The 24,304-nt window shown below is 72.8% G+C and carries 16 protein-coding genes; 12 read left to right on the top strand and 4 right to left on the bottom strand.

All coding sequences use genetic code 11. The features are described 5' to 3' along the window. Window positions 1–14 precede the first annotated feature (14 nt). The 4 genes from E1266_RS03025 to E1266_RS03005 all read right to left on the bottom strand — a co-directional run bounded on the left by E1266_RS03025 (window position 15) and on the right by E1266_RS03005 (window position 10,644). Complete coding sequence (locus E1266_RS03025; RefSeq protein WP_132043463.1) at window positions 15–6,926, bottom strand: trypsin-like peptidase domain-containing protein; 6,912 nt, start codon at window positions 6,924–6,926, stop codon at window positions 15–17. Beyond that, window positions 6,913–7,221 (bottom strand): trypco2 family protein, encoded by a 309-nt coding sequence (locus tag E1266_RS03020; RefSeq protein ID WP_132043461.1) that lies wholly within the window; start codon window positions 7,219–7,221, stop codon window positions 6,913–6,915. Before E1266_RS03020 ends, E1266_RS03025 begins: the two co-directional genes overlap by 14 nt. 135 nt (window positions 7,222–7,356) lie before the next feature. Next, complete coding sequence (gene murJ / locus E1266_RS03015; RefSeq protein ID WP_132043510.1) at window positions 7,357–9,138, bottom strand: murein biosynthesis integral membrane protein MurJ; 1,782 nt, start codon at window positions 9,136–9,138, stop codon at window positions 7,357–7,359. A 576-nt stretch (window positions 9,139–9,714) separates the two neighbouring features. Further along, window positions 9,715–10,644 (bottom strand): Rieske 2Fe-2S domain-containing protein, encoded by a 930-nt coding sequence (locus tag E1266_RS03005; protein ID WP_132043459.1) that lies wholly within the window; start codon window positions 10,642–10,644, stop codon window positions 9,715–9,717. A gap of 156 nt (window positions 10,645–10,800) precedes the next feature. Between E1266_RS03005 and E1266_RS03000 the strand changes: the two genes are divergently transcribed. The 12 genes from E1266_RS03000 to E1266_RS02945 all read left to right on the top strand — a co-directional run bounded on the left by E1266_RS03000 (window position 10,801) and on the right by E1266_RS02945 (window position 24,296). Further along, on the top strand, window positions 10,801–11,640 hold the full coding sequence (locus E1266_RS03000) for an ABC transporter ATP-binding protein (RefSeq protein WP_229808271.1): 840 nt from the start codon (window positions 10,801–10,803) through the stop codon (window positions 11,638–11,640). Between the two features lie 378 nt (window positions 11,641–12,018). Continuing rightward, on the top strand, window positions 12,019–12,882 hold the full coding sequence (locus E1266_RS02995; RefSeq protein ID WP_132043457.1) for an ABC transporter permease: 864 nt from the start codon (window positions 12,019–12,021) through the stop codon (window positions 12,880–12,882). After that, window positions 12,879–13,811, top strand: coding sequence for an ABC transporter permease (locus E1266_RS02990; protein WP_132043455.1), 933 nt, complete (start codon window positions 12,879–12,881; stop codon window positions 13,809–13,811). Before E1266_RS02995 ends, E1266_RS02990 begins: the two co-directional genes overlap by 4 nt. A gap of 64 nt (window positions 13,812–13,875) precedes the next feature. Next, a complete protein-coding gene (locus E1266_RS02985) occupies window positions 13,876–14,916 on the top strand; it encodes an ABC transporter substrate-binding protein (protein ID WP_132043453.1) in 1,041 nt (346 codons plus the stop codon). 51 nt (window positions 14,917–14,967) lie between these two features. Then, window positions 14,968–15,732, top strand: a complete 765-nt coding sequence (locus tag E1266_RS02980; RefSeq protein WP_165965905.1) for an IclR family transcriptional regulator — start codon at window positions 14,968–14,970, stop codon at window positions 15,730–15,732. A gap of 46 nt (window positions 15,733–15,778) precedes the next feature. Beyond that, on the top strand, window positions 15,779–17,137 hold the full coding sequence (locus tag E1266_RS02975) for an amidohydrolase family protein (RefSeq protein ID WP_132043449.1): 1,359 nt from the start codon (window positions 15,779–15,781) through the stop codon (window positions 17,135–17,137). Window positions 17,138–17,185: 48 nt separating this feature from the next. After that, window positions 17,186–17,833, top strand: a complete 648-nt coding sequence (locus E1266_RS02970) for an isochorismatase family cysteine hydrolase (RefSeq protein ID WP_132043447.1) — start codon at window positions 17,186–17,188, stop codon at window positions 17,831–17,833. Then, window positions 17,830–18,303, top strand: a complete 474-nt coding sequence (locus tag E1266_RS02965) for a (2Fe-2S)-binding protein (protein ID WP_132043445.1) — start codon at window positions 17,830–17,832, stop codon at window positions 18,301–18,303. Before E1266_RS02970 ends, E1266_RS02965 begins: the two co-directional genes overlap by 4 nt. Continuing rightward, on the top strand, window positions 18,300–21,686 hold the full coding sequence (locus E1266_RS02960; protein WP_132043443.1) for a molybdopterin cofactor-binding domain-containing protein: 3,387 nt from the start codon (window positions 18,300–18,302) through the stop codon (window positions 21,684–21,686). The genes E1266_RS02965 and E1266_RS02960 overlap by 4 nt, the downstream gene beginning before the upstream one ends. Next, window positions 21,683–22,213 carry a thiamine pyrophosphate-binding protein gene (locus E1266_RS02955; protein WP_165965904.1) on the top strand — a complete coding sequence of 177 codons (531 nt, stop codon included), beginning with the start codon at window positions 21,683–21,685 and terminating at the stop codon, window positions 22,211–22,213. Before E1266_RS02960 ends, E1266_RS02955 begins: the two co-directional genes overlap by 4 nt. Beyond that, complete coding sequence (locus tag E1266_RS02950) at window positions 22,210–22,803, top strand: thiamine pyrophosphate-dependent enzyme (RefSeq protein ID WP_132043439.1); 594 nt, start codon at window positions 22,210–22,212, stop codon at window positions 22,801–22,803. Before E1266_RS02955 ends, E1266_RS02950 begins: the two co-directional genes overlap by 4 nt. Next, complete coding sequence (locus E1266_RS02945) at window positions 22,800–24,296, top strand: amidohydrolase (RefSeq protein ID WP_132043437.1); 1,497 nt, start codon at window positions 22,800–22,802, stop codon at window positions 24,294–24,296. The genes E1266_RS02950 and E1266_RS02945 overlap by 4 nt, the downstream gene beginning before the upstream one ends. Window positions 24,297–24,304: the final 8 nt, after the last annotated feature.

Here is a 24,304-nt window from a genome sequence, read left to right as displayed (position 1 = left end):
ACGGCGGGTCCGGTTCACCAGCCTCTGATGTCCAGGATCGCCCGGTAGAGGATCCGGTCCAAGCGGTCGACGTGCTCGATCCACATCTCCCCCGTCGTATCGTTGCTCCGCATCAGATACACGTGCCGCGGCCGCTCCGACCCGGCGACCGTCTCCCGCAGGCCCCGGAGGATGCGGCGGCGGTCGGTGGTCGCGCCTTCCGCCTTGGCCAGCCCGACGAGCAGCCGCGTCGTCGACGCGGCCACGCCAGCGTCCGGAACGTCCAGCAGGGCGAGCAGGTCCGGGATGACGTCCCGCTGCATGTGGCGGAACTGCTCGGCGGAGGCGTAGGCGGCCTCCTGGACGGGGGAGACGTCGTTCACCGCCGTGCGCAGCGCCGCGACGACGTTCCCGGAGACGCGGCGGAGCAGGCCCAGCAGCCGGACGGCGGCCAAGCGGGTGTTCCACTGGTAGGCCACCTCGGCCAGTTCCGTGAGGATCGACTCCCACACGTCGGGATCGGCCGAGGCGGTGAACGCGTAGGGGGACGCCTCGGCCAGCGCGCAGGTCGCCGCCAGCAGGTCGCCGAGAACGAGTTCGGGTTCGTCGTTCAGGCTCGCGGACTCCACCAATGAGAGCAGCAGGCGCAGCACGTCCTCGTCGCCGCTCAGCGTGGCGGCCACCGCGTAGGGCTGCGACCAGTAGTCCCCGGGAAGGTAGTGATTGACGGCGAGTTCCCGGAGCCTCTTCATGCACGCCTCTGAATCGGCCAGGCACTCGTCGTCGAGCCATACGCTCGAGCCCTCGATCATCTCCACGGCGCCCGCGTGGCGGGCCTCGTCGGTGTCGTACTCGGCCACCGCCTGTTCGGCCACCTTGAGGCAGGTGGCCGGCCCGTTCAGCAGGACGCTCGCCGCACGCCTCGTCGGCTCCGGGACCGACGCGATCGCCGTGCACACCGAATCACGCGACGCCGCCAGGTTGGTGGTGTTGAGATGGGCGAGTCTCGCCAGCGCCTCGAGCAAGGTGCGCTGCAACGCCGGGGCGGCTCCCGGCAGGGCGTCCACGAGCCGCGTGACCAGTGCGGGATCGAGCGACTCGACCGAACCGAGGATCCATGCGGCGACCGGATCGTCCCGCGACGCCGCCGACATCCAGTGATCGAGCGCTTCGGCGTCGTCATGATGGACGTCGTGCTGGACCCAGCGGAGCGTTGTTCGGACGGACCGGGGGATGTCGAGTCGCCGCGCCTGCTCGGCGAGGATCTCGACGACCCGCCTGCCGACGCGCTTGACGGACCAGCGGCGGTTCCGGTTGTGCGAGGTGGGCCTGCGGCCGTGCAGGGCCAGGGCGGCGCGGAATCGCAGCCGGTCGGTCGACTCGGCGAGCAGGTCGACGACCTCTACGAGGTTCTCCGCCGTCAGCCGCCCGGACTCGACCTGGACGAGGGCCTTCCAGCGCCTGACCGCGCCGTCCGTCCCGTCCAGCCGGGCCACGATCGCCAGGGCCGCCGCGTCCGTGCATTCCAGGTGGGCCCAGAGCGGGCGGAGGGCCTCCGTGCCGCCCGACTCGACCACGCGGCCGAGCACGGCCGCCTCCCGTGGCGTGACCCTCACCCCGCCGCCGCCCGCGGCCTCGATGAGCGCCTCCACCGCGGCCCGCGGGTCCGGGCCCGTCAGCTGCTCCCAGGCCGCTCCGCCCCCCGTGGGGACCGCCTCGATCCGGTCCACCTCGGCGGCGACGGCGTTCAGGTAGAGCAGGCCCCACGGAAGGTGCCCGGTCGGGGACGCCGGCCGGTGGCTCCGGAAGGCGACGGCCGCCGTGTCCGGCGGAAGCCGCCAGGCGAGCGCCCCTTTCGTGTACCGGTCGCGATAAACCTCGATGAGCCGGGAGGCGCGGCCGGACGCCAGGTTCCGCAGCCAGGGGTCGTCGATCTCCTCGGCCGCGGCGTCCAGCGCGGCCACCGGGCGGGAGAACCCGTCGAGCACGCCGCGCATGCCGTCGATCTCCTCGGCTCGCCGCCGCCGGTCGTCGATCCGGACGATGGAGTCGACCGCGGCGTCGAGGAGCTCCGCGGACCGCTCGGGCATGAAGCCGGCCAGCCGGACGAGGGAATGCGCACGCTTCTCGCGATCGCGGACGCCGCCGAGCTTCTTCACCAGCCCGTCGACGCCGAGGAACTCGACCGCGACCGCGATCGTGTCCTCCAGGGTGCTCGTGATGGTGGCCGCGATCATCTCCAAGGCCCGCACCATGTCATGCGGATCGATGATCCTGGTCAGAGCCTGGCTCACCTTGCGGTTGGCGAGCGCGACGTCGAGGTCCCCGAGGGCGTCGAGCAGCCGCCACAGCGCACGGAACCGCAGGTACGGAGTCCTGATCCGGGCGGCGTAGCTCGACGCGGACGAGACCGACTCGGGACGGGGGGTCCTCCCGTCCGGGTCGTACACGTCTTCCTCGCCCAGGCGGAACATGCCGGTCACGATGTCGCGGACGTTCGCCGCCGCGGCCGGCTCGACGAAGCCCTCGGCCCAGGAGAGCACGGCGTCGGACGCGACCGACGGGCAGGCCGGGCCGACCGGGCCGACCGTACGGGCGTCGGCGACCCCCGTGAGGAACCCCGTCCGGAACCCCGCGCCGCGGCCGCAGCAGACCGCGAGCGTTTCCCAGAACAGTTCCGGGTGGGCGTCGACGAGCGGGCTGCACCGCCCCAGCAGGTGGCCTGCGGTGTAGTCGAGTTCCTGCGGCGCCTCCCACAGGCCGTCGAGCATCGCGAGGTAGTGGTCGACGCGCGTCGCGGACCGCGCGGCGTTCGCCGGCTCCGGCCACGGGAGCCGCTGCCGGGCGAGGTCGTTGCGCGCCCGGCGGGCTCTCGACCAGCCGCGGATCACGCGGTCCGGCGAACGGAGGTGCGCGGCGGAGACCGCCCCGGGTGCCGCGGCGGCCGTCCCGCCGGATCCGTCGACGGCCAGGCCGGAGAAGGCGTACGACCAGTACTCGGCGTCCAGCGCGGCACGGATCGGCTCCGAAGTCGCATCGACGAAGCGGTACTCGGGAACCACGTCGCTGACCTGGAGCGGACCGCCGCCCGCCGAGACGTGCCCGTCGATGACGGCGCGCAGCAGATCGAGCTGGTGCTCCTCCGGGGCTTCGGCGGGGATGGTCCGTGCGGCGACGTCCGCCGACCTGAGCAGCGGCTCCCGCAGCAGCGACCACAGCCACCGGAACCTCCCGAGCGCGCTCTGCGCGGCGGGACGGCGGGCGTCGTCGTCCAGCGCTTCGCGGATCATGGGGACGACGTCCTCGCCCAAGGCCGCCAGGCCGACGATCGCGTCGGCGCGGCCGGCCGGGTCCGCGCCGCGCTCCCAGCCGCGGCGGAACGTCTCCGCCAGCTCGCGGGCGGGGCCGCGCGCGCGGAGGTGCCGCTGGACGGCGCGGCTCAGCTCCGCGTCCGCCAGGTCGTGGACGATGTCGCCGGGGCAGAACTCGACCGGCGGCACCGTCGGCGGCGGTCCCGGTGCCTCCTCGGCCGGGTCGGTCACGACCGGCCGGAGGCGGCGCAGCCGCTTCAGCTGGTACGCGCGGAGGTCCTTCTGGACGTCCCCGCGCCCGAGGCCGCCGTACAGGGCGGTCATCAGCCACAGCCAGTCGACGTCGCCGCGCACGAAGGCCGTCAGGTCGGGCCTGGACTCCAGCAGCCTGCGCATGGGCAGGTGCGCCGCCAGCAGGCGCGGCATGTTGAGTTCGGCGGCCCGCTTCCGCCAGGGCGGCTCCCCGACGGGGCGGGCCAGCGCGGCGACCAGCGCCCACCGGATCGGCCACCTCGACCCGTCGTGGTCCTGATGGGCCTTCTCCAGCAACGCGTCCACGATGTCTGTGGTGAACCAGTCGGTTCTGACCAGCACCATCGCGGCCGCACCGGACAGGTCGCGCTCGGCGGGCGGCCGCCGGACCGCCTCGGCGACCGCCTCGGCGACCAGCCCGCCCTGCGGCCCGTCGCGCAGCCGGGCGAACGCCGCGCAGATCGACTCGCGCACCCCCTCCGCCTCCGGCTGGTCCCGGCTCAGCGCGTACGACCGCAGAAGCCGTCCGACCAGCTGCTCCACCACGCCCTCGGGTACGTCCTCGAGGTCGGGGAGGGCGTCGACCAGCAGCATCGCGGCCCGCGGGATCATGGGGTCCTGGTCGTCCCCGGCGAGCACGTCGCGGATCAGCTGCGCGCGGGCGCGCGGGCCGCCCCACTCGGTGCTGGTCATCGCGAGGCCCAGCGCCAGCAGCAGCGGTTCCCGCCAGTGCGGGTCGTCGAGCCGCTCGACGATCGTCGAAGCGGCCCGCTCCCGCGCGGCGAGAATGTGCCGTGCGGCGAGGAACTCCTGGAAGGTCCGGTGTGCGAACGCGTAGTTCCCGGACGCCTGTTCCTCCAGCAGGCCGACCTGCTTCCGGACAGTGGTGAGCAGGTCGCGGAGGACCGGCTGGAACGCGCGGTCCGCCGGCGAGGCCCCCCGCATCAGGGCCAGCGGTCCTTCGATCAGCTCACTGACCCGGTCGAGGCCGGCCAGGCCGTTGTCCCGTGTGTTGTCCTGCATGTCGGCCGCCAGCGGCTCCAAGGCCGCCAGCAGCTCGTCCCGCGTCAGCGAGTGCGCCCGGCACTCCGGGCGCGCGAGCCAGATGAGCAGCAGGATCTCCACCACGCGGTCGTAGACGGCCGCCCGCTGATCGGGCAGCCGTCCGTCCGCCCAGTAGACCAGCGCCAGGATCGTGACGAGCAGCGGATTCCTCGCCAGTTCGCGGATGGCGGGCCGGGAGTCGTCGTAGATCTCGCGGATGAGGGCGTCGGCGACCGGGCGGGACGAGGCGTCCGCGGCCAGTTCCGCGTTGACCGCCGCCGTCCACATCCGGGCGAAGTGCTCGACCGCCGGGCGCCGCATCGGCTGGATGCCGAGATGCGCGCACCCGGCCCGGACGCTCATCGCCTTGTACCCGACGTACCGGCTGGTCACGATGACCTGGTTGCCGCCGGCCCGCCAGGGCTCGTCCCGCTCGTCGGTCGCGTTCGGCTCGGCGAGCCTGTCGATGAACGACTGGACCTCCAGCAGCACCGTCCGGCGATTGGCCTCCGGGAGTTCGTCGAGCCCGTCGAGGATGACGACGGAGCTTCCCTCGGCGAGCAGCGCGCGCAGCATGGCGTTGCGGCCGTCGGCGTCCCCGCCGGGCAGGTCGGGGTCCCGCCCGAGGTACTCCTCCAGGGAGAGGCCCGGCAGGCGCTCGCGCTCCCGCTCGGCCAGTTCGTGCGCGAAATGGGCCAGCCGCAGGAAGACGGGGACGCGCGCGGGGCCCATGTCCACCGTTCGCTCGGGGCCGTCCGCCGTGACCTGATCGGGGTCGACCCGCGAGACCGGCACCCTGACGTGCAGCCCGACGTCGAACACGAGCACGCCGCCGGACCGCGCCGCCGGGTCGTCGCCCACCGAGAACGCCAGCCGCGCGTAGCGGACGCCGCACTCCTCGCCGGCGGGGGTGTACGTCAGGCGTTCGACCTGGTCGAGGGGGACGACCTGGCCGACGGTGACCGGCGTTCCGGACAGCGCGAGCGTCCCGCGCACCGGCACCGCGTCGATGACGACGGCGCTGACGCCGTCGGCCCGATCGGACGGGACGAAGTGCCTCCGTGCAAAGGAGAAGGCCGTTCCCGCGGCGACGTGGACGCGCACGGCGTCCGGCGGCGCGGGCTCGGCCTCGGGCGGGACCTCCCGGGCGCTCTGGTCGAGCATGCCGCGCGCCAGCTGGAGTGCCAGCCAGCGCCCCAGGGTGCTCTTCCCGCTCCCCGGCCCGCCCAGGATCACCATCCGGTGGTGCCGGCGGAACGCGTCGGCGATCGTCGCCACCTCGGCGATCTTCGCGCGCCGCGCCTCCTCCCGGCGCGGCCGGTAGGAGCGGCGGACGACGTGCGCGTCGAGCTCGGCCAGGCGGGCGGGCGCGATGGAGTCGATCCCGGCGTCCCCGGCGGCCTCGCGGATCTCGTGCGCGTGCAGCCTCGCCAGGTGCGTGAGGTCGTACTCGCTCTCCGGTTCCGCCTTCAGCGCGACGTACACCCGCTCCAGTTCGATCTGCAGCGAACCCGCCTCGTCGATGCCGGGCAGCTTCAGCCACCGGAAGTTCTCGCCGATCAGTTCGAGGTAGCGCCGCAGGTGGGCGGCCCGCTCCCGGGAGCGGGCGACGGCGACCTCGGACGAGTGGGGGCGGTCGGCCGGCTGCCGGGGCGTGACGTCCACGAGGTCCCAGGGAGGGGGCAGCGCCGGCAGGAGGTTGCGGACTCCGGTCAGCTCGGCCGGCTCCAGGGTGCGGAGCGCGTCGCTCAGCGGCGTGGCGGCGAGCCGCGACAGCCCGTCACCGCGGTGGTGGGCCTTCATGACGCCGATGATGCGGCCGTCCGCCCACACCGCCGCGCCGGACATGCCCTCCCATGGCGACTTGTTCGGATCCGGGTCCCTGGGCGGCGGGCCCACGGTGATCTCCAGGGTGTGGTCCCGCCAGTTCGAGAGGAGCGCGACCTTGCCGAAGGCGTGGTGGCTGTCGCGGTACTTACCGCCTTCGGGGTGGTCGCGGAGCTTCCACAGCGGAAAGCCCACCGACTGCACGGACACCCGCGCGGCATGGTCGCCGACCTGGCCGTAGCGCGTCGGGTCCCCGGCGCCCTCCTCCGCGGGGATGGCGACCAGTGCGAGGTCGGTGTCTCCGAGCCGCTGCCAGTTCAGGGCGTGCACGGAGCGTTCGCCGGGCAGATCGGCCTCGAAACGGATCTTCACCTCGGTGGCCGCGGCCACGACGTGCGCCGCGGTCAGCACGAGTCCCGGCGCGACGAGGTAGCCCGAACCCCGTCCCACCTCGTCCGGGCGGGTGACGATCAGCTCGGCGACGCGCTCCCGACGCGGCTCAACGCCGCTCACCGTCGACCTCGGCGCCGGAGATCAGCGGGCTGCGGTCGGGAGCCGAGACGTGCCTGGGGTCGAGCGACAATTTGATCGTGTGGGTCGAGACCGACGACACCGCCGTGTCGACGCCGGCCTCCACCACCCAGAACCGGACCTTCGCCCCCGGCCTGGCCTCCTTCTGGACCTGCACCGCCAGTTCGAGTTCCACGGTGCCGATCTCGAACCGCAGTTCGGAGTCCGCTCCCGCCCGCATGGCCTCGGTCAGTTCGGTTCGCAGCTGCCCGATCATCTCGGCAAGATCGACTTTCATCTACGGCTCCCCGTCCCCGTGCTGCGCGGCGCTTTCACGTTTGCCGAGACATTATCGCCCCTTTACGCCCCCTGATCGTAAGAAAGTGAGCGACAAATGCACGGGCCCTTCGGACGGGCGTCGGCCGTCGCACTCCTAGCGGCGGAGGACCTTGGTGCGGGCTGTTTCCAGGAAGACCCTTAGCTCTTCAATGCGCAGGGCATAGGCCGCCACGGTGAAGACGATGCCGCCTACCGCGCAGCCTGCGAGGAGGGAGAGGAGGGCGGCGGCGGTGCCGCCGGTGAAGCCGCCCAGCAGCCAGGCCGCCGCGGTGCCCGCCGCGGCGCCCGGGAGTGCCGCGAGGTGAAGCAGGAGCAGGGTGCGGAAGACGCGGCGGCCGTCCAGGCCGTGGAGGCGCTTCCGCAGGATCTGGCCCGCGATCAGGAAGCCGACCACGTAGTACAGGCCGTGGCCGATCGGCAGGTAGATGACGATGTGCTCCGGCGGCGCCAGGTGCAGGACGAGGAAGCCCGAGATCCCGTGGATCGCGACGGGGGCGAGCGCGATGAGCCCGGGGGCGCGGGTGTCGCCCAGCGAGTAGAAGACCCGCAGCATCATCTGGAACAGCGTGAACGGGATGAGCGACACCGCGAACATCATGAGCACGTAGCCGATGACGTGCGCGTCGTCCACCGAGGCGCTTCCGCGGGCGTACAGGACGACCGCCATCGGCACCGCGAACACCACCATCGCGACGGACGCGGGGACCAGCAGGACGGCCGCCAGCCGGACCCCGCGGGAGAAGTCCAGCCGGACCAGGTCCTTGCGTCCCTCCGCGACGTGCCGGCTCATCTTCGGCAGCAGCGCCGTGATCACCGAGACCGCGATGATGGCGTACGGCAGCTGGAAGATGACGAAGGCGTTCTTGTAGGCGGTGATGCCCGCCCCGGTCTCCAGCCCCGCCTCCGCCACCCGGGCGCCGGCGCGGGTCGCGACGTTCGTGCTGACCAGCAGGCTGATCTGCGCGACGACGGCGTACACCATCATCCAGCCGGCGTTCCGCATCGCCTCGCCGAAGCCGGATCCGCGCAGGCCGAGCCGGGGACGCCAGCGGAACCCGGCGCGCCACAGCGCCCACGCCAGGATGAGCGCCTGGAGCAGCTGGCCGGCGGTCGCGCCGAGCCCGAGCAGCGCGACCTGGCCGTCGGTGATGTCGTCGGCCGTGCGGCCGGGTCCCACGATCCGCAGGAACAGCACGGCCATCGCGATGATCGTGAGGTTGTTGACGACCGGCGCCCACATCGGCGCGCCGAACCGCTGGCGGCTGTTCAGCATGGAGCTGACGACGCCGCTCGCCCCGATGAAGAAGATCTGCAGCAGCAGGAAGCGCGACAGCGTGACGGCGACCTCGCGCTGGTTGCCGGTCCACTCGCCCGCGTAGACGGTGATGAGGACCTGCGCGCCGAGGACGGCGACGAACGTGATGGCGGCCAGGGCGAGCAGCGTCACCGTCATGAACCGCTGCTCGGTCGCGACCCCGCCGTCCGGGTCCTGCTGCCGCCGCTTCACGAGGAACGGCACGAAGACGCTCGCCAGCAGGCCGCCGATGAGCAGGTCGTACACGACGAACGGCACCATGTTGGCCGTCTGGTAGGCGTCGCCGAGGAGCCCGGTGCCGAGCGCGGCGACGATCGCCGCCGTCCGGATGAAGCCCGTCGCGCGGGACACGACCGTCCCGATCGCCATGATGACGCTGGAGCGGGCCAGGGACGGCGGCGCCGCGTGGGCGGCACCGCCGATCTCCTCGCCCTCCTCGCCGGGGCGGTCGGCGGTCCCGAGGTCGCCGAAGTCGCTCGGGTCGTGCAGGATCGTCAGGCCGCGCTCCGGACGGGACGGGGGCTCCCGCCGCTCGATGGCGTCCAGCACGTCGCCGGGCATGAGGACGCGGCCGGAGTACCCGCCCGCCGCCTCGCCGTCCCGCGGGTGTCCGGCCTCGGCGGGCCCGGGCTCTTCGGCGGAGTCGCGCCTCACCATCGGCTCCTCGGGATCGCGGTCACGGTGCGACGGTGACGATCCCACAAGAAACGGACGGGTCGGAAATCAAGCCCGGTAATGGTCACGGGTCGGGCGGCCGGGTCGCGGCGCTAGCCCTCCGGGTAGAAGAGGAACATGGTGCAGCCCGTGGTCGGCGGTACACGTTCGGCGTGTGCACGCAGGAGCCCGGCCCGGTCGCCACGCACGCCGGCTACGACATGCTCGTGACCGACGGCCTGGACGCCCTCGACCGGGCGGACACCGTGATCGTGCCGGGCTGGCTGCCCGCCGAGGAGCCGCCCTCGCCGGAGGTCGCCGACGCGCTGCGCCGCGCGCACGCTCGCGGGGCGCGCGTGGCCGGCATCTGCTCGGGCGCGTTCGCGCCGGCGCTTCCGCGCCGCCACGGGCACGACCCCCGGCGCCTACCGCCGGGCGTTCCGCGCCGGACGGCCGTGAAACCGCGCGGTCACCCGGCGTCCGTCAAGAAGCGGGCGTTCGGGCGAGGGGGCGGCGGTGTCCTCGGTGGATGCCTCCCTCGCCTTCCTTGGCGGGCGCCTCCGGCGGGGCGAGGCGGATCTCGATGCGCCCGGCCTCGATGCGCGTCTCGAAGTGCGGCTGCGGGCTGCTGGCCGGGCCGCGCTCGATGCCGCCGTCGGCGAACCGGAAGGTGCTGCCGTGCCAGGGGCAGGTGACGCAGTCGTCCTCGATCGTTCCCTCGCCCAGGGGGCCGCCCATGTGGCTGCAGGTGGCGGACATGGCGTAGATCGTCGCGCCCTTGCGGTACAGCAGGACCTCCACGCCGTTCGCGTCCGCCGTGCGGTGCTGGCCGTCGGCCAGTTCGGTCTCGACCATGACCGGCGTCCACTCCTCCGGTTCCTGCTCCCAGGCCGTGCGGTTGACGTTGACGCCGTTGGCGAACGACAGGTGACCGCCGAGGTAGCCGCCGATCGCCATCATCCCCAGGCCCGCGAAGCCGAGGGCCTTGCCGGTCCCGCGCTTGCCGCGGGCGCGCGCGACGGCGGACGCCGCGTACAGGGTCAGGGCCGCGCTGTTGGCCGCGGCGTGCACGAGCCCGACCCGCCGGTCCGCCCCGATCGTGTCGGACCAGTCGTTCAGGCCGCTGAGGGCGGTGGGCACGGCGGTGAACAGGCCGACCTTCACCAGCATGTCGGCGGCGGGTTCGGCGCCGGGGCCGCCCATGACGTCCAGCACCGCGGACATGCTCCACGCGCCGATCGGCACGTCCGTGAGCGGGGGATGCAGCGGATGGCCCGTCTTGGCCCCGCTCAGCAGGTTGCGGACGATGCGCGGCCGTACCGCGCCCTGGGCCGCCTTGCTCAGCGGCTTGGCGATCCCGTCGAGCGCCTCCGCCTCCTCCAGCCGGCGCATCGTCCGGTGCGGCATGTTCATGTGCGGGCCTCCCCTGTAGCACGACTCCATCCGTCCGCTCCCTATCCCCGGAACGCGACGAGAAACCCGGAGACCGGCCCTCACCAGGGCGTTCACACTTGACGAGACGCCATCTCGCATTGTATAAAACGTGAACCCTGGTGCGAGGAGAGCGCTATGAAACCTGACTCGACGCCCCCGTCACCGACCGCCACCGCGGAGCCCCCCGGCTCGGGGGCCGCGATGCTCGCGGTGGACGGTCTCGCGAAGTCCTATCCGAACAAGAAGGGCGCCGTCCGGGCGATCGAGCAGGTCTCGTTCACGCTCCACGAGGGGGAGTTCGTCTCCATCGTCGGCCCCTCGGGCTGCGGCAAGACGACCCTGCTGAGCTGCATCGCCGGCCTCCTCCCGCCCACCGGCGGCAGCGTCACGCTCGGCGGCCGGGCCGTCACCGGGCCGCCGCCCGGCCTGTCGGTCGTGTTCCAGGACTACAGCAGGTCGCTGTTCCCCTGGCTGAGCGTGGAGAGCAACGTCGGCCTGCCGATGAAGTCGGAGCGGGCCTCGAAGGCGGAGATCAAGCGCGACGTGGCGCGGCTGCTGACCCAGGTCGGCCTCGACCCGTCCGTCGGGGGCCGCTACCCCTGGCAGCTCTCGGGCGGCATGCAGCAGCGCGTGGCGATCGCCCGCGCGCTGATTTCGCACCCGAAAGTGCTGCTCATGGACGAGCCTTTCGCGTCGGTGGACGCCCAGACCCGGACCGGGCTCGAAGACCTTCTCCTGCGAGTCTGGGAGGAGTACAACAAGACGATCCTGTTCGTCACCCACGACATCGACGAGGCGGTCTACCTTTCCGACCGGATCGTCGTGCTGTCCAAGAGCCCGTCGAGCGTCGTCGCGGAACTCGAAGTGCCGCTGCCCCGGCCGCGCGACCAGTTCGCCACCAAGGAGAACCCCGTCTACGCCCAGCTGCGGGCGGAGGTCTTCCGCCTGGTCATGAAGGACATGCCGGCCGCCTAGCATCGGCGGCGCAACATGGTTCCGTTCCGCGGAGAGATTCCTGCGGGATATGTCGCCCGTGCCTTCAGATTACGGGCTGAAAAAGCAAGAAATCGATTCATGACGCCCGGCCGGGTGTCGTGGGAACACCCGGCCAGGGCGGACGCAAGTGCGCCTTCCAACGGCCGCCGGCATTGCCGTCGGCCGTTGTCGTCGTGCGCTTTGCATTGGTTCGCCGAAAAAAGTCTTCTGTGCTTTTGAATACCGGCGACCCTTGACTTCCGTGAGACGTGCGCCATACCGTCACCCGCAACGCCATTACGTCCTCCGAGATGGACATGGCCCTCGAAGCAGAGCTGGAGTCGGCGTGCCCCCTTCCCTTCCGGCTGGACGGTAACGATGTCCTCCACATCCGTGCAGACCCTCGACAAGGCCCCCGGCAAGGCCCGGGCCGCGGCCGGCGGACCCGCCGGGCCGCTGGCGCGGGCCCTGCGCTCACCGCTGGCGCTCGGCCTCTTCGGCGTCGGCTTCCTGGTCGCGCTGTGGCAGGTCGCGAGCAGCCTCGGACTCGTGGCGCGCGAGTCCCTGCCGGCGCCCTGGACGGTGACGCTGCGGATCAAGGACCTGGCGCTGAGCGGGGACTTCCGCCTCCAGGTCCTCGACACGGTCTACACCTGGTTCCTGTCGATGGCCCTCACCATCGCCGTCGCCGTCCCGCTCGGCATCGTGCTCGGCACGGTCGCCGCGCTGTACCGCCCGACGGTCACCGTGGTGCACGCGCTGCGCTCGGTGCCCGCCACGGTGTTCATCCCGGCGTCGGTGCTGCTCTTCGGGCTCGGGCTGAGCATGAAGCTCGCCCTGACGGTCTTCGCGATCTTCGGCCCGATCCTGCTCAACACGGTGTACGGCGTGCACAACACCGAGCCGCAGCTGCTGACCGTCGCGCGCAGCATGCGCTGGACCCGGTTCCAGACGCTGCGCCGCGTGGTGCTGCCCTCGGCACTGCCGTCCATCGTCACCGGCATCCGGGTGGCCAGCGGCATCGCCCTGATCGTGATCGTCAGTGTCGAGCTGCTCGGCGCGAGCTACGGCATCGGGACGGTGATCGTGAAGTACCAGGGCATCCCGCGGCCCGACTTCGTGTACGCCGGGATCATCCTCGCGGGCGTTCTCGGCTGGCTTCTCTACACCACGCTCGCCGCCGTCGAGCGGCGCAGCCTGCCGTGGACGCGGCGGGGCACTGACGCGGGGGGACGGTCATGACCGAGACGACGAGCACCGAGACGACGAGCGCCGCGCACGCCGAGCAGGACGCCGCACGGGCCGAGCAGGGCACCGGGAGCGGCGGCCGGCCACCGCTGGCGGGCCTGGCCGAGGCGGCGTCCTCGGCGGGGACGGCGCTGGGCCGCGCGGCCGCCTACTCCTGGATGGTCGTGCTGCTGCTGATCGCGTGGGAGGCGGCGTCCCGGCTGTACCAGTCGCCGTACTTCCCCACCTTCAGCGAGTCCGCCGGCGCGTTCTTCACCAACTGGTTCACCACCGACGCCTCGCGCGGCTTCGTCACCGAGCAGTTCACCACCGACCTCGGCAACAGCATGGCGCGCGCCGGGCAGGGCTGGCTGATCTCGGTGGTCGTCGGCCTCTGCGCGGGCATCGCGCTCGGCGTCTCGGCACGCGCCGCGGCGGTGTTCAACCCGCTGATCCGGTTCGGGATGTCGATCCCGGCGACGGCGCTGCTCCCGCTCGCCGTGGTCGTCTTCGGCGTCACCGACGAGATGAACGTCTCGCTGATCGTCGTCGGCACGGTGTTCCCGATCCTGATCAACACGATGGACGGGGTCCAGGGCATCGACCGCACCGTCATCATGACGGCGCGCAGCATGCGGATGGGCAAGGTCCGCTACTTCTTCACGGTGCTGCTGCCCGGCGCCAGCCCGCAGATCATCAGCGGGCTGCGGGTGAGCCTCGGCATCGGCCTCATCCTCATGGTCGTCTCGGAGCTCTTCGCGGCGACCAACGGCATCGGCTACTACATCGTGCTCGCCTCCCGCCAGTTCCGTTACGTCGACATGTGGAGCGGTGTGCTGCTGATCGCGGTGATCGGCCTGCTCCTGAACGTCGCGTTCGCGCTCGTCGAGGCCCGCGTCCTCCGGTGGCACCGGGAGTCGCGCAAGCGAGCCGGCTCGGCGTGAACCCCCATCGCCGCGCCGGCGCGACGACGCCGGCCCGGCACGCTTCGATCCTTGAGGAGTCGGCATGTCCACGAAGGAATCCACGCCATCGCCCCGCGCCGGGAACCGTCCGCAGCGGCGCTCCGGCAAGTCGTTCCTGATCGCCGTCGGGGCGGTCACCGCGCTGCTCACCGCGGCGTGCGGGTCGCCCGGCGCGGCGTCGGACGACGGTGACGGCAAGGCCGGCGTCAGCGAGCTGAAGGTCACCACGCTGAGCCTGTGCAACGAGATCTCGGTCCTGTGGGCGCAGAAGAAGGGCGTCTTCGAGAAGAACGGGCTGAAGGTCGAGCTGATCAAGGCCGGCGGCGGCGCGGCGGGACTGGCCGCCGTGCAGGGCAAGTCGGCGGACCTCGCGTTCACCAACCCGTTCTCGACGATGCTCGCGATGAACAGCGGCATCGACCTCCGCTGGGTCGCGACCGCGTACGGCACGCCGAAGAAGGGGGAGACCCCCTCGAACGCGGTGCTCGTCAAGGAGGACTCGCCGATCGAGAACGGCAAGGACCTGCAGGGCAAGACCGTCGCGGTCAACGAGCTCGGCGGGATCAACCAGATCATCGTCCAGCAGTTCGTGACGGACGCGGGCGGCGACCCGTCGAAGGTCAAGTTCGTCGCGCTGCCGTTCGGTGAGCTGGCGTCGGCGGTGGCGTCCGGCAAGGTCGACGCCTCGCAGGCGCCCGAGCAGTACTCGAACACCCCGGGTGTCAAGAGCCTCGGCGACCCGTACATGGAGGTCGGCAAGGACAAGTGGCTGGTCTTCGCCGGCTACGTGGGGACCGCCGACTTCGTGGAGAAGAACGAGGACGCGATGAAGAAGTTCTCGACCTCCCTGAAGGAGGCCAACACCGCCGTCAACGACCCGGCCAACAAGGACGAGAAGTACCGGATCGAGGCCGAGCACTGCGGGCAGGACGCCAAGAAGCTGGCCACGGACCCGGAGAACCCGTACTTCGCGGACGTGCCGATGGACGCGATGAAGCAGATGGCGCAGATCCTCGTCGACCAGGGCCAGACCGAGAAGCTCCCGGACGTGGAGAAGCTCGTGCCGGAGTACGCCCGGAGCTGATGAGTTGACGGGTCCATCGCGATGGGACGGGGCTCCGGCACCGGAACGGGCGTGAGCGGGACGGGCGGGGGGCCGCCGGACGGCGCGTCCCCCGTCATCCAGTCGGTACAGCGCGCGGCGACGGTACTGAACGCGTTCACGGTGAGCCGCCCGCGCCTCACTCTCAACGAGCTCACCGCCCGGCTCGGCGTCAGCAAGCCGACCGCGCACCGCTACACCAAGGCGCTGCGCGCCGCGAACCTGCTGCGGTTCGACGCGGCGACCGGGCTGTACTCGCTCGGGCCGCAGATCCTCACGCTGGCGGCGGCGGTGCGGTCCGGTCACCCGATCATCAGCGCCTCCGGCCCCTACCTGGAGGCGCTGGTGCGGGAGGTGAACGAGACCGTGGTGCTGAGCGTGTGGGACGGCGAGGGGCCCATCGTGGTCCGGGTCGACGACAACGCCAACCGGCTGGTGCGGATCAGCATCCGGGCGGGCTCGCGGCTGTCGCTGGAGTCCGCGCAGGGCCGGCTGTTCTGCGCGTTCTTGGACCCGGCGGCCGTCCCGGGCCTGGCCGGGCGGCTGCGCAGGTCGCGCGAGCTGCGCACCGAACTGGCGGACATCCGCGCGCAGAACCTCGCGACGAACACGCCGCAGGCGACGGGCGTGCGGACGCTCGCGGCGCCGGTCTTCCAGGACTCGGGCATCACGGCGGCCATCGCGATCGTCGGCACCACCGTCACGGTCCCGCCGGACGGCGGCTCGCCCATGGCGAAGGCGCTCGTGCGGGTCGCCGCCGGCCTGACCCGGGAACTCGGCAGCACCCGCGCGGGCTGAGCCCGCCTCCCCCGCCCTCCACCTCTACGAACAGGAGACTTCCACCATGAGCGCAGACCTCGCGCTGCACAACGCGGAACTCGTGACGCCGAAGGGCCGCGTCCACGCCGGTGTCGCGGTGCGCGACGGCAAGATCATCGCGATCGGCCGGGACGCCGACCTGCCCGCGGCCGACGAGACGATCGACTGCGGGGGCCGCCCGGTGCTGCCGGGCATCGTGGACCCGCACGTCCACCTGGGCGGCGGCGTGCCGTACGAGGAACTGTGCGAGACCGAGTCGGTCTCCGCGGCGATCGGCGGCGTCACCACCCTGCTGCAGTACAAGCGCAGCGCCACCTCGCTGCTCGACACGTTCGAGAAGGAACGGGACATCGCGCAGGCGCACAGCTCGTTCGACACCGCGTTCCACTTCATCCTCAACTCGATGGCCCAGATCGAGGAGATCCCCCAGTACGCCGAGCGGTTCGGGGTGCGCAGCTACAAGTTCTACATGGGCGGCTACCCGGAGGGTAACCCCATCGGCCTGGTCACCGTGTCCGACGCCGACCTCTACGAGGCCATGGCCCGCATCCGCGAGCTCGGGCCGTACGCGCGGTGCATGGTGCACTGCGAGGACGACTCGCTCGTGGAGCACCTCACCGAGCGGGTCAAGGCGAGCGGCCGCAACGACCTGGCCGCCTACACCGACTCGCGGCCCGGCTTCGTCGAGGAGCAGGACATCCTGCGCGCGATCTGGCTGGCGGAGCTGCAGAAGTCCCCGCTGTACATCCCGCACACGACGATCGGCGCCGGGATCGACGCCGCCCGCGAGGCCCGCGAGCGCGGTGCCGACGTCGTCCTGGAGACCTGCCCGCACTACCTGGCCCTGACCATCGACGACCAGCGGCTCGCCGAGCAGGGCGCGGGCGTCGGGAAGGTCGCGCCGGCGCTGCGGGGCGAGGAGGACCGGCTGCGCCTCTGGGACGGCCTCCGCGACGGCAGCATCCGGACGATCGGCTCCGACCACGTCCCGCTGGTGAAGACCGGCGCGGCGCTGTGGGAGGAGAAGCCGGGCTTCGCCGGGCTCGCCACCATGCTGCCCGTGGTGCTGACCGAGGGCGTGCTGAAGGGCCGCATCGAGCTGGAGCACGTCGCCGCGACGATGGCGGAGAACCCGGCCCGCATCTTCGGCCTCTACCCGCGCAAGGGCGCGATCGCCGTCGGCAGCGACGCCGACTTCGTCGTGGTCGACCTCGACACCGAGCGGGTCGTGGGCCCGGACGTCACCCGCAGCAAGTACACCAGCGCGTTCGAGGGGATGGCGCTGAAGGGCTGGCCGGCGCTGACGATCCGGCGCGGCGAGGTCCAGCTGCGCGACGGCGAGGTGTCGGTGCGCCCCGGGTCGGGCCAGGTGCTGCGCCCGTGACCTTCAGAAGCACGGGCCACGGAAAAGACGACTCGTACGGAGGAAACCATGCCGCTTGACGTGACACTCGACCCGGCCGAGGTCGGCCTGCTGGTCATCGACCTGCAGAACGGTTTCTGCCACCCGGAGGGGTCGCGCGGGCGCGCGTTCGGCGCGGACAGCGTGGCCAAGCCGCGCGAGATGGTCCCGCACGCGCTGAGCCTGGTCGAACGCTGCCGCGCCGCCGGGATCCCGGTGTGGTTCACGCGGCAGGTGCACTTCCCCGGCGACCGCGGCCGCGCGCGGCGCCGCATCCCGTCGCACCTGGACCGGCGCGGCGTGAAGCTCGACCTGTGCCACCAGGGCACCTGGGACGCGGAGCTGCTGGACGAGGTGAAGGAGCACGTCCGCAGCGAGGACGAGGTCATCGTCAAGCACCGCGCGAGCGGCTTCTACAACACGCGGCTGGAGAGCGTGCTGCGGATGAGCGGCGTGCAGGTGCTGGTCGTGGCGGGCACCACGACGAGCTTCTGCGTCGACTCCACCATCCGTGACGCGTACGCACGGGACTTCGACGTCGTGGTCCCGGCGGAGTGCGTCGCCGACACCGACGACGCCGCCCACGCGGCGGTCCTCGCGAGCACCGACCGCTTCCACGGCGTGGTCACCACGGCGGACGAGCTGATCGCCGCGCTGAGGCCGGGCACCGGACGATGACCCGATCGCGGCGGACGGAACTCGACGTCAACGGCACCGTCGTCGAGGTCGACGCGCGGCCCGGCGAGCCGCTGCTGTCGGTGCTGCGCGGCGGGCTCGGGCTGCGCGGCGCGAAGGAGGCGTGCGGGCGCGGCGAGTGCGGGGCGTGCACGGTCCTGCTCGACGGCGTCCCGGTGATGTCGTGCGTGCTCATGGTCGAGGAGGCCGAGCACGGCCGGATCACGACCGCGGAGGGGCTCGCGGAGGAGCACCGCGAGCTCCGCCGCGCGTTCGCCGAGAAGGGCGGGTTCCAGTGCGGCTTCTGCACGCCCGGGCAGATCGTCCGGGCGGGCGCGCTGCTCGACGAGGCCGCGGGGCTCAGCGACGAGGAGCTGCGGGCCGCGATGTCGGGCAACATCTGCCGCTGCACCGGCTACACGCAGATCATCGACGCGATCCGCCAAGCGGCCGCGCACCGGGAGACGGCATGACGTCCCCGTCCGTCCCGCGGGTCGTCGGCACCAGCGTGCCGCCCAAGAACTGGGAGGAGCGGACGTCCGGCACCGACGCGTACGCCGGCGACCTCGACCCGCCCGGCACGCTGACCGCGCACGTCCTCCGCTCGCCGCACCCGTACGCGCGGATCGTCTCCCTGGACACCGAGCGGGCGCGCCGGATGCCCGGCGTGCACGCCGTGATCACCGCCGCGGACTTCCCGGTGGACACCCCCTACATCCACGCGGAGGGGGCGCACTCGGACCGCCATCCGCTGGCCCGCGACGTCGTCCGCTTCGTCGGCGAGGAGGTCGCCGCGGTCGCCGCGGAGACGGCCGAGCAGGCCAGGGCCGCCGCCGAGGCGATCGTGGTGCGGTACCTCCGTCCCCGCCGGCGGCCGCCGCTGACGATGGACGCCGCGCTGAAGCGGCGCTCCCTCCGGCTGCACCGCCGCCCGTCCGGCGAGCACAACGTGTCGGTGCACGACACGGGGCAGTGGGGCGACCCCGAGGCCGGCCGCGACGCCGCCACGGTGTCGGTGGAGGGAACGTTCCACTACCCGCGCGTCTCGCACGCCTGCATGGAGCCGAACACCACGCTCGCCCACTGGCACGCCGACACCGGAACCCTCGAACTGTGGACCTCGACGCAGGCCCCGTGGTTCGTGACGACCGAGGTCGCCCACGTGCTCGGGCTCGACCCCGCGCGGGTGATCTGCCGGGACGTCGCCGTGGGCGGCGGGTTCGGGTCCAAGTCGAAGGTGTGCGAGCACGAGGCGCTCGCCGCGGCGCTGTCCATCGCGGCGGGCAGGCCCGTCCGGCTGGCGTACACGCGCGAGGAGGAGTTCGCCGCCACCAAGCCGCGGCACGCGTTCCGGGTGCGGCTCCGCTCGGCCGCCGACGACGGAGGCCGGCTGCGCGCCCTCGACGCCCGGCTCGACGTCGACAACGGTGCCTACAACCACTACGGCCCGTCGATCATGAAGGTCGGGATCAAGACGCTCGGCTCGATCTACCGGCCGGACGGCGTCGCCTGGGACGCCCGGCTGATCGACACGGCGCTGCCGCCCGGCGGGCAGTTCCGCGGCTACGGCAGCCCGCAGGTCGCCTTCGCGATGGAGTCGCAGGCCGACGAGCTGGCCGAGCGGCTCGGCATCGACCCGATCGACTTCCGGATCCGCAACGCCAACGAGCCGGGCACCACGACGCTGTCCGGCGCCCGGCTCGGCTCCGCCAGGCTGGCCGAGTGCCTGGCCGCGGTCCGCGAGGCGATCGGCTGGGACGAGAAGCGCCGCGACCGCCGCCCGCTGCGCGGGGTGGGCGTCGCGTGCGGGATGCACGGCAGCGGCTCGTACGCGCACGGCGGCTCCAACCGCTCCGACGCCGCCGTCGACCTGTTCGAGGACGGCCGGGCGCGGGTGCGGTTCGGCGGCGCCGACGCGGGCACCGGCCAGCGCACGGTCCTCGCGCAGATCGCCGCGGAGGAGCTCGGCCTCGACGCCGACGACGTGGACGTCCTGATGGCCGACGGCGAGCTGACCCCGTTCGACATGGGCGCCTGGTCGTCGCGCGGCACGCACATGGGCGGGCACGCCGTGCGGAAGGCCGCCGCGGAACTCGCCGAGACCGTGCGCGGGCTGGCGGCGGAGAAGCTCGGCTCGGACGACGTCCGGCTGGCCGGCGGGCGGGCGCACGCCCCGGACGCGGACATCGCGCTCGGCGACCTGGTCGCGCTCAGCCCGGACGCGCGCGACGGGACGCTCAGCCACGAGACGTCCTATGTCGACCCGCGGATGGAGACCTTCGGCGGCGGCAACCCCCGCCCGAACGTCTCGGCCAGCTACACCTTCGCGGCCCACGCCGTCGAGGTAGAGGTGGACGAGGTGACCGGCCGGGTCCGCGTCCTGGACTACGTCGCCGCCCACGACATCGGCCGGGCGATCAACCCGGCGATGGCCGAGGGCCAGGTGATCGGCGGGGTCGCGCAGGGGCTCGGCGCCGCGCTCGGCGAGGAGCTGCTCTACGAGTCCGGCCGCACCGTCAACCCGGCCTATATCAACTACGCCCTGCCCAGGGCCGCCGACCTGCCGCCGGTGCGGGTCGTCCTGATCGAGGGGGACGAGGAGGCCGGGCCGTACCACGCCAAGAGCGTCGGCGAGATGCCGATCGTGCCGCCCGCCCCCGCGGTCGCGAACGCGGTGTACGACGCGATCGGCGTGCGCATCCGCGACCTGCCGATCACCCCGGACAAGGTGCTGCGCGCCCTGGCCGAACGCGACGGCCGTCCCGCCCGCAGGTACCGGATCGCGGCGCGGCCGTCGCGGTGGTGGATCGAGCTGCTGCGGCGGGCGTACCCGTTCGGCGTGCACTGGACGCTCCACCGGTTCGGCACCCGGCTGGCCCGCCGCGTCCCGGCACGGGAGATCGAGTCGGTGGAACGGCCCGCCGACCCCGCCGAGGCCGTGGCGCTGACCGGCGCGGGCGGCACCGCCGTGGGCGGCAACACCGACCTCGCCCCGCAGCGGCAGCAGCGCCTGGTCGCACCGACGACCCTGGTCCGGCTCAGCGCCGTCCCGGCCCTGCGGACGATCACCGACCGCGACGACGGCGCCCTCGACATCGGCGCCGCGGTCACCCTGGACGCCCTGGCGGCCGCGACCCGCGGCCGGCTCGACGCGGTCGCCGACGCCGTCGAGTCGATCGCGTCCGCGCAGATCCGGGCGGTCGCCACGGTGGGCGGCAACCTCGTGCAGGCCAAGCGCTGCTGGTTCTTCCGCAATGGCTTCGACTGCTACAAGCGCGGCGGCGCCGCGTGCCCGTGCTACGCCGTCCAGGGCGACCACCGCTTCTACCACGCGGCGATCGGCGGGCACCGGTGCCAGGCGGTGACGCCGTCCGACCTCGGCACCGTGTTCACCGCGCTGGACGCCCGGGTGCTGCTCTCCGGCCCCGCCGGGGACCGGACGGTCGCGATCGGCGACTTCTACACCGGACCGGGGGAGACGTGCCTGCGGCCCGGCGAACTGGTCACGGCGGTGCGCGTCCCGGCGTCCGCGCGGGACCGCCGCTGCGTGTTCGACAAGCTCCAGCTGTGGTCGGGGGACTTCGCCGTCGTGTCGGTCGCGCTGTCGGCCGCCGTCACCGCCGGGCGCTGGGACGGCACCCGCGTCGTCCTCGGCGCGGTGGCCCCCACGCCGTGGCGGGCCCGCGCCACCGAAGCCGGATGCGACGGCGCCCGCTTCGACTCCGCCCGGTTCCGCGCGCTCCTCGACGGCGAGCTGGCAAGGCACGGGCACCCGCTCGCGGGCAACGACTGGAAGCTCGACGCGGCGCTCGGCATGGCGGTACGGGCGGCCGGACGGATGGAAGGAGACCAGTGAGCAACGAGCGTCCACCGGGCCGGGACCCGGCCGCGATCCTGCGCACCGCGCTCGGCGAGGCGGGCATCGAGGTCGTGGCCAGCCTCCCCGACTCGTGGCTGTCCCCTCTCCTCACGGCCCTCGACGCCGATCCGCGGATCCGGCACGTGAAGGTCACCAGGGAGGACGACGCGCTGGGCATCGCCGCCGGGGCGGCGCTCGCGGGCGGGCTCGGCGCCGTCGTCTGCCAGAACGCGGGGCTGCTCGTCGGCGCGAACGCCCTCGCCGGGTACGTCCACCTGCACGGGCTTCCGCTGCTGGTGGTGGCCGCGCAGCGCGGCGACGTCGACGACGGCTTCTACTACCAGGCGTACAAGGGGCGCGTCGTGCCGCCCGTGCTCGACGCGATCGGCGTGCCGTACCACCGCATGCGCGGCGGCGCCGACCCGCGCCTGGTCACCGCCGCGGCGGACCAGGCCCGGCTGCACCGCCGGCCCGTCGTCCTGCTGCTGGACCGCGTGTCCCTGCTCGGGGAGGACGCCCGATGAGACGGTCGACGCTCGCACGCATCGTCGCCGATGTCCTCGCCGAGGACGACATCGTCATCTGCTCGCTCGGGTCGGCCGGGCGGGCCTGGCGGGAGGCGTCCGCGCCCAACCTCACCTACTTCGCGTCCGACCCGATGGGCATGGCGCCGTCGCTCGCGCTCGGCTTCGCCCTGTCCCGCCCCGACGACCGGGTGGTGCTGATCGAGGGGGACGGCGACCTGGCGATGAACCTCGGCGTCCTCGCCGCGATCGCGGGCGCGGCCCCGCCGAACCTGCGCATGGTCGTCTTCGCCAACGGCCGGTACGAGACCGGCGGCGGGCAGTCGCTCGCCGGGCGGCTCGACCTGGGCGCCGCCGCCCGCGCCTGCGGCTGGGAGCGGGTCGAGTCGCCCCCGGCCGACGCGGACGAGGCGGCCGTCGCCGCCGCGGTCCGGCGGATGTACGACGCCGAAGGGCCGGCGGTGGTCGTCCAGCCGGTGGAGTCCGAGGCTTCCCCCTACCCCAAGGCCGGCCGCTGGTCGCAGGCGGACGACAAGGCGGTGTTCCAGCGGAGGCTGGCCGCACGCGACGAATCCGGAGGTCGAACTTGAGCACGGCGAACGGCACCAAGAGCACGTCGAGCACGGGCAGGACGCTCATCCGCGGCGGGCACGTCTTCGACGTGGCGTCCGAGTTCGGAGTGCGCGACATCCTGGTGGAGGACGGCGTCATCGTCCGCGTCGGGCACGACCTCGACGCGCCCGGCGCGAAGACCGTGGACGCCTCGGGGCGCATCGTGATCCCGGGGCTGGTCAACGCCCACACGCACTCCAACCAGACCATCGAGCGCGGCCTGTGCGACGACCTGCCGCTCGACACCTGGATGGTGCTCGCGAGCTACGGCGGGGCGGGCGCCCGGCTCAGCCCCCGCGAGCTGTACGTGTCGGCCATGCTCGGCGCGATCCAGATGCTGCGCAACGGGACGACCAGCGTGCTCGACTGCGCCCGCGCCGACCACGAGTGGATGGGCGAGGGCCTCGACGCCATCACCCAGGCGTACGCCGATGTCGGCATGCGCGCCAACGTCGCCGCCCAGTACAGCGACCTGGACTTCTTCTCCTCGCTGCCCCTGGACCTCGTGGACGGGACGGAGCACCTCGTCCGGCCGCCCCGCGCCAGGCCCGACGAGGTGCTCGGCGAAGTCCTCGGCTACATCGACCGCTGGCAGGGCGAGAACCCGCGCATCACCCCGATGCTCGGGCCCTCCTCGCTGCCGCGCTGCTCGACCGACCTGTTCACCACCAGCGCGGACGTCGCGCGGGACCGCGGGCTGCGGCTGCAGACGCACCTGCTGTCCGCCAAGTCGCAGGTCTACGTGGCCGCGACCCGCTACGGCACCTCGACGGTCGAGTTCCTCGAACGCATCGGCTGCCTGGGGCCGTGGGCGTCGTTCGCCCACGCCATCTGGCTCGACGACGACGAGATCGCCAGGTTCGCCGCGTCCGAGGCGGTCGCCGTGCACAACCCGGTCAGCAACCTCAAGCTGGGCGCCGGGGTGGCCCCGGTCCCGGCGCTGCTGCGCGCCGGCGCGGCGGTGGCGCTGGGCTCGGACGGCGCGAGCAGCAACGACAGCCAGAACATGTGGGAGACGCTCAAGATGGCGGCGCTTCTGCCGCGGGCGCACGAGGAGCGGGCGTCCTGGCCGGGCGCGCTGTCCGTCCTCGACATGTGCTGGGACGGCGGCGCCCGCGCCATGGGCGCCCCGCTGGGACGCATCGCCCCCGGGCACCGCGCGGACCTCGTCCTGCTGCGCACCAGCGAGGTGTTCGTCGCGCCGAAGGAGCAGGTGGCCTACCAGCTCGCGTACGCCGACATGAACCACGCCGTCGACACCGTCCTGGTCGACGGGACGCCGGTGGTGCGGGACGGCAAGGTCCTCAACATCGACACCGACGCCATCCTCGCCGAGGCGGCGGAGCTGGCCGCCCGCGTCTGGGAGGGCCTGCCGGACCGCCTCACGAACTACGAGCGGACCGCGCCCCTGCTCCAAAAGCTGGAGGACGAGGTCCGCCGCCGCCCCTGGTCGCGGGCCACCGGCCGGTAAGGCGGGTC

Source organism: Actinomadura sp. 7K534 (assembly GCF_004348575.1).
In the GTDB taxonomy this organism is placed as follows: domain Bacteria; phylum Actinomycetota; class Actinomycetes; order Streptosporangiales; family Streptosporangiaceae; genus Spirillospora; species Spirillospora livida.
The sequence above is the reverse complement of the archived record's forward strand: the minus strand, read 5'-3'. Positions and strand labels throughout refer to the sequence as shown.

Bases quoted from the DNA above. Each gene is read 5' to 3' on its own strand.
- E1266_RS03020 (WP_132043461.1), bottom strand. From the start codon at position 7,221: ATGAAAGTCGATCTTGCCGAGATGATCGGGCAGCTGCGAACCGAACTG.
- murJ (WP_132043510.1), bottom strand. From the start codon at position 9,138: ATGCCCGGCGACGTGCTGGACGCCATCGAGCGGCGGGAGCCCCCGTCC.
- E1266_RS03005 (WP_132043459.1), bottom strand. From the start codon at position 10,644: ATGAACATGCCGCACCGGACGATGCGCCGGCTGGAGGAGGCGGAGGCG.
- E1266_RS03000 (WP_229808271.1), top strand. From the start codon at position 10,801: ATGAAACCTGACTCGACGCCCCCGTCACCGACCGCCACCGCGGAGCCC.
- E1266_RS02995 (WP_132043457.1), top strand. From the start codon at position 12,019: ATGTCCTCCACATCCGTGCAGACCCTCGACAAGGCCCCCGGCAAGGCC.
- E1266_RS02990 (WP_132043455.1), top strand. From the start codon at position 12,879: ATGACCGAGACGACGAGCACCGAGACGACGAGCGCCGCGCACGCCGAG.
- E1266_RS02985 (WP_132043453.1), top strand. From the start codon at position 13,876: ATGTCCACGAAGGAATCCACGCCATCGCCCCGCGCCGGGAACCGTCCG.
- E1266_RS02975 (WP_132043449.1), top strand. From the start codon at position 15,779: ATGAGCGCAGACCTCGCGCTGCACAACGCGGAACTCGTGACGCCGAAG.
- E1266_RS02970 (WP_132043447.1), top strand. From the start codon at position 17,186: ATGCCGCTTGACGTGACACTCGACCCGGCCGAGGTCGGCCTGCTGGTC.
- E1266_RS02965 (WP_132043445.1), top strand. From the start codon at position 17,830: ATGACCCGATCGCGGCGGACGGAACTCGACGTCAACGGCACCGTCGTC.
- E1266_RS02960 (WP_132043443.1), top strand. From the start codon at position 18,300: ATGACGTCCCCGTCCGTCCCGCGGGTCGTCGGCACCAGCGTGCCGCCC.
- E1266_RS02950 (WP_132043439.1), top strand. From the start codon at position 22,210: ATGAGACGGTCGACGCTCGCACGCATCGTCGCCGATGTCCTCGCCGAG.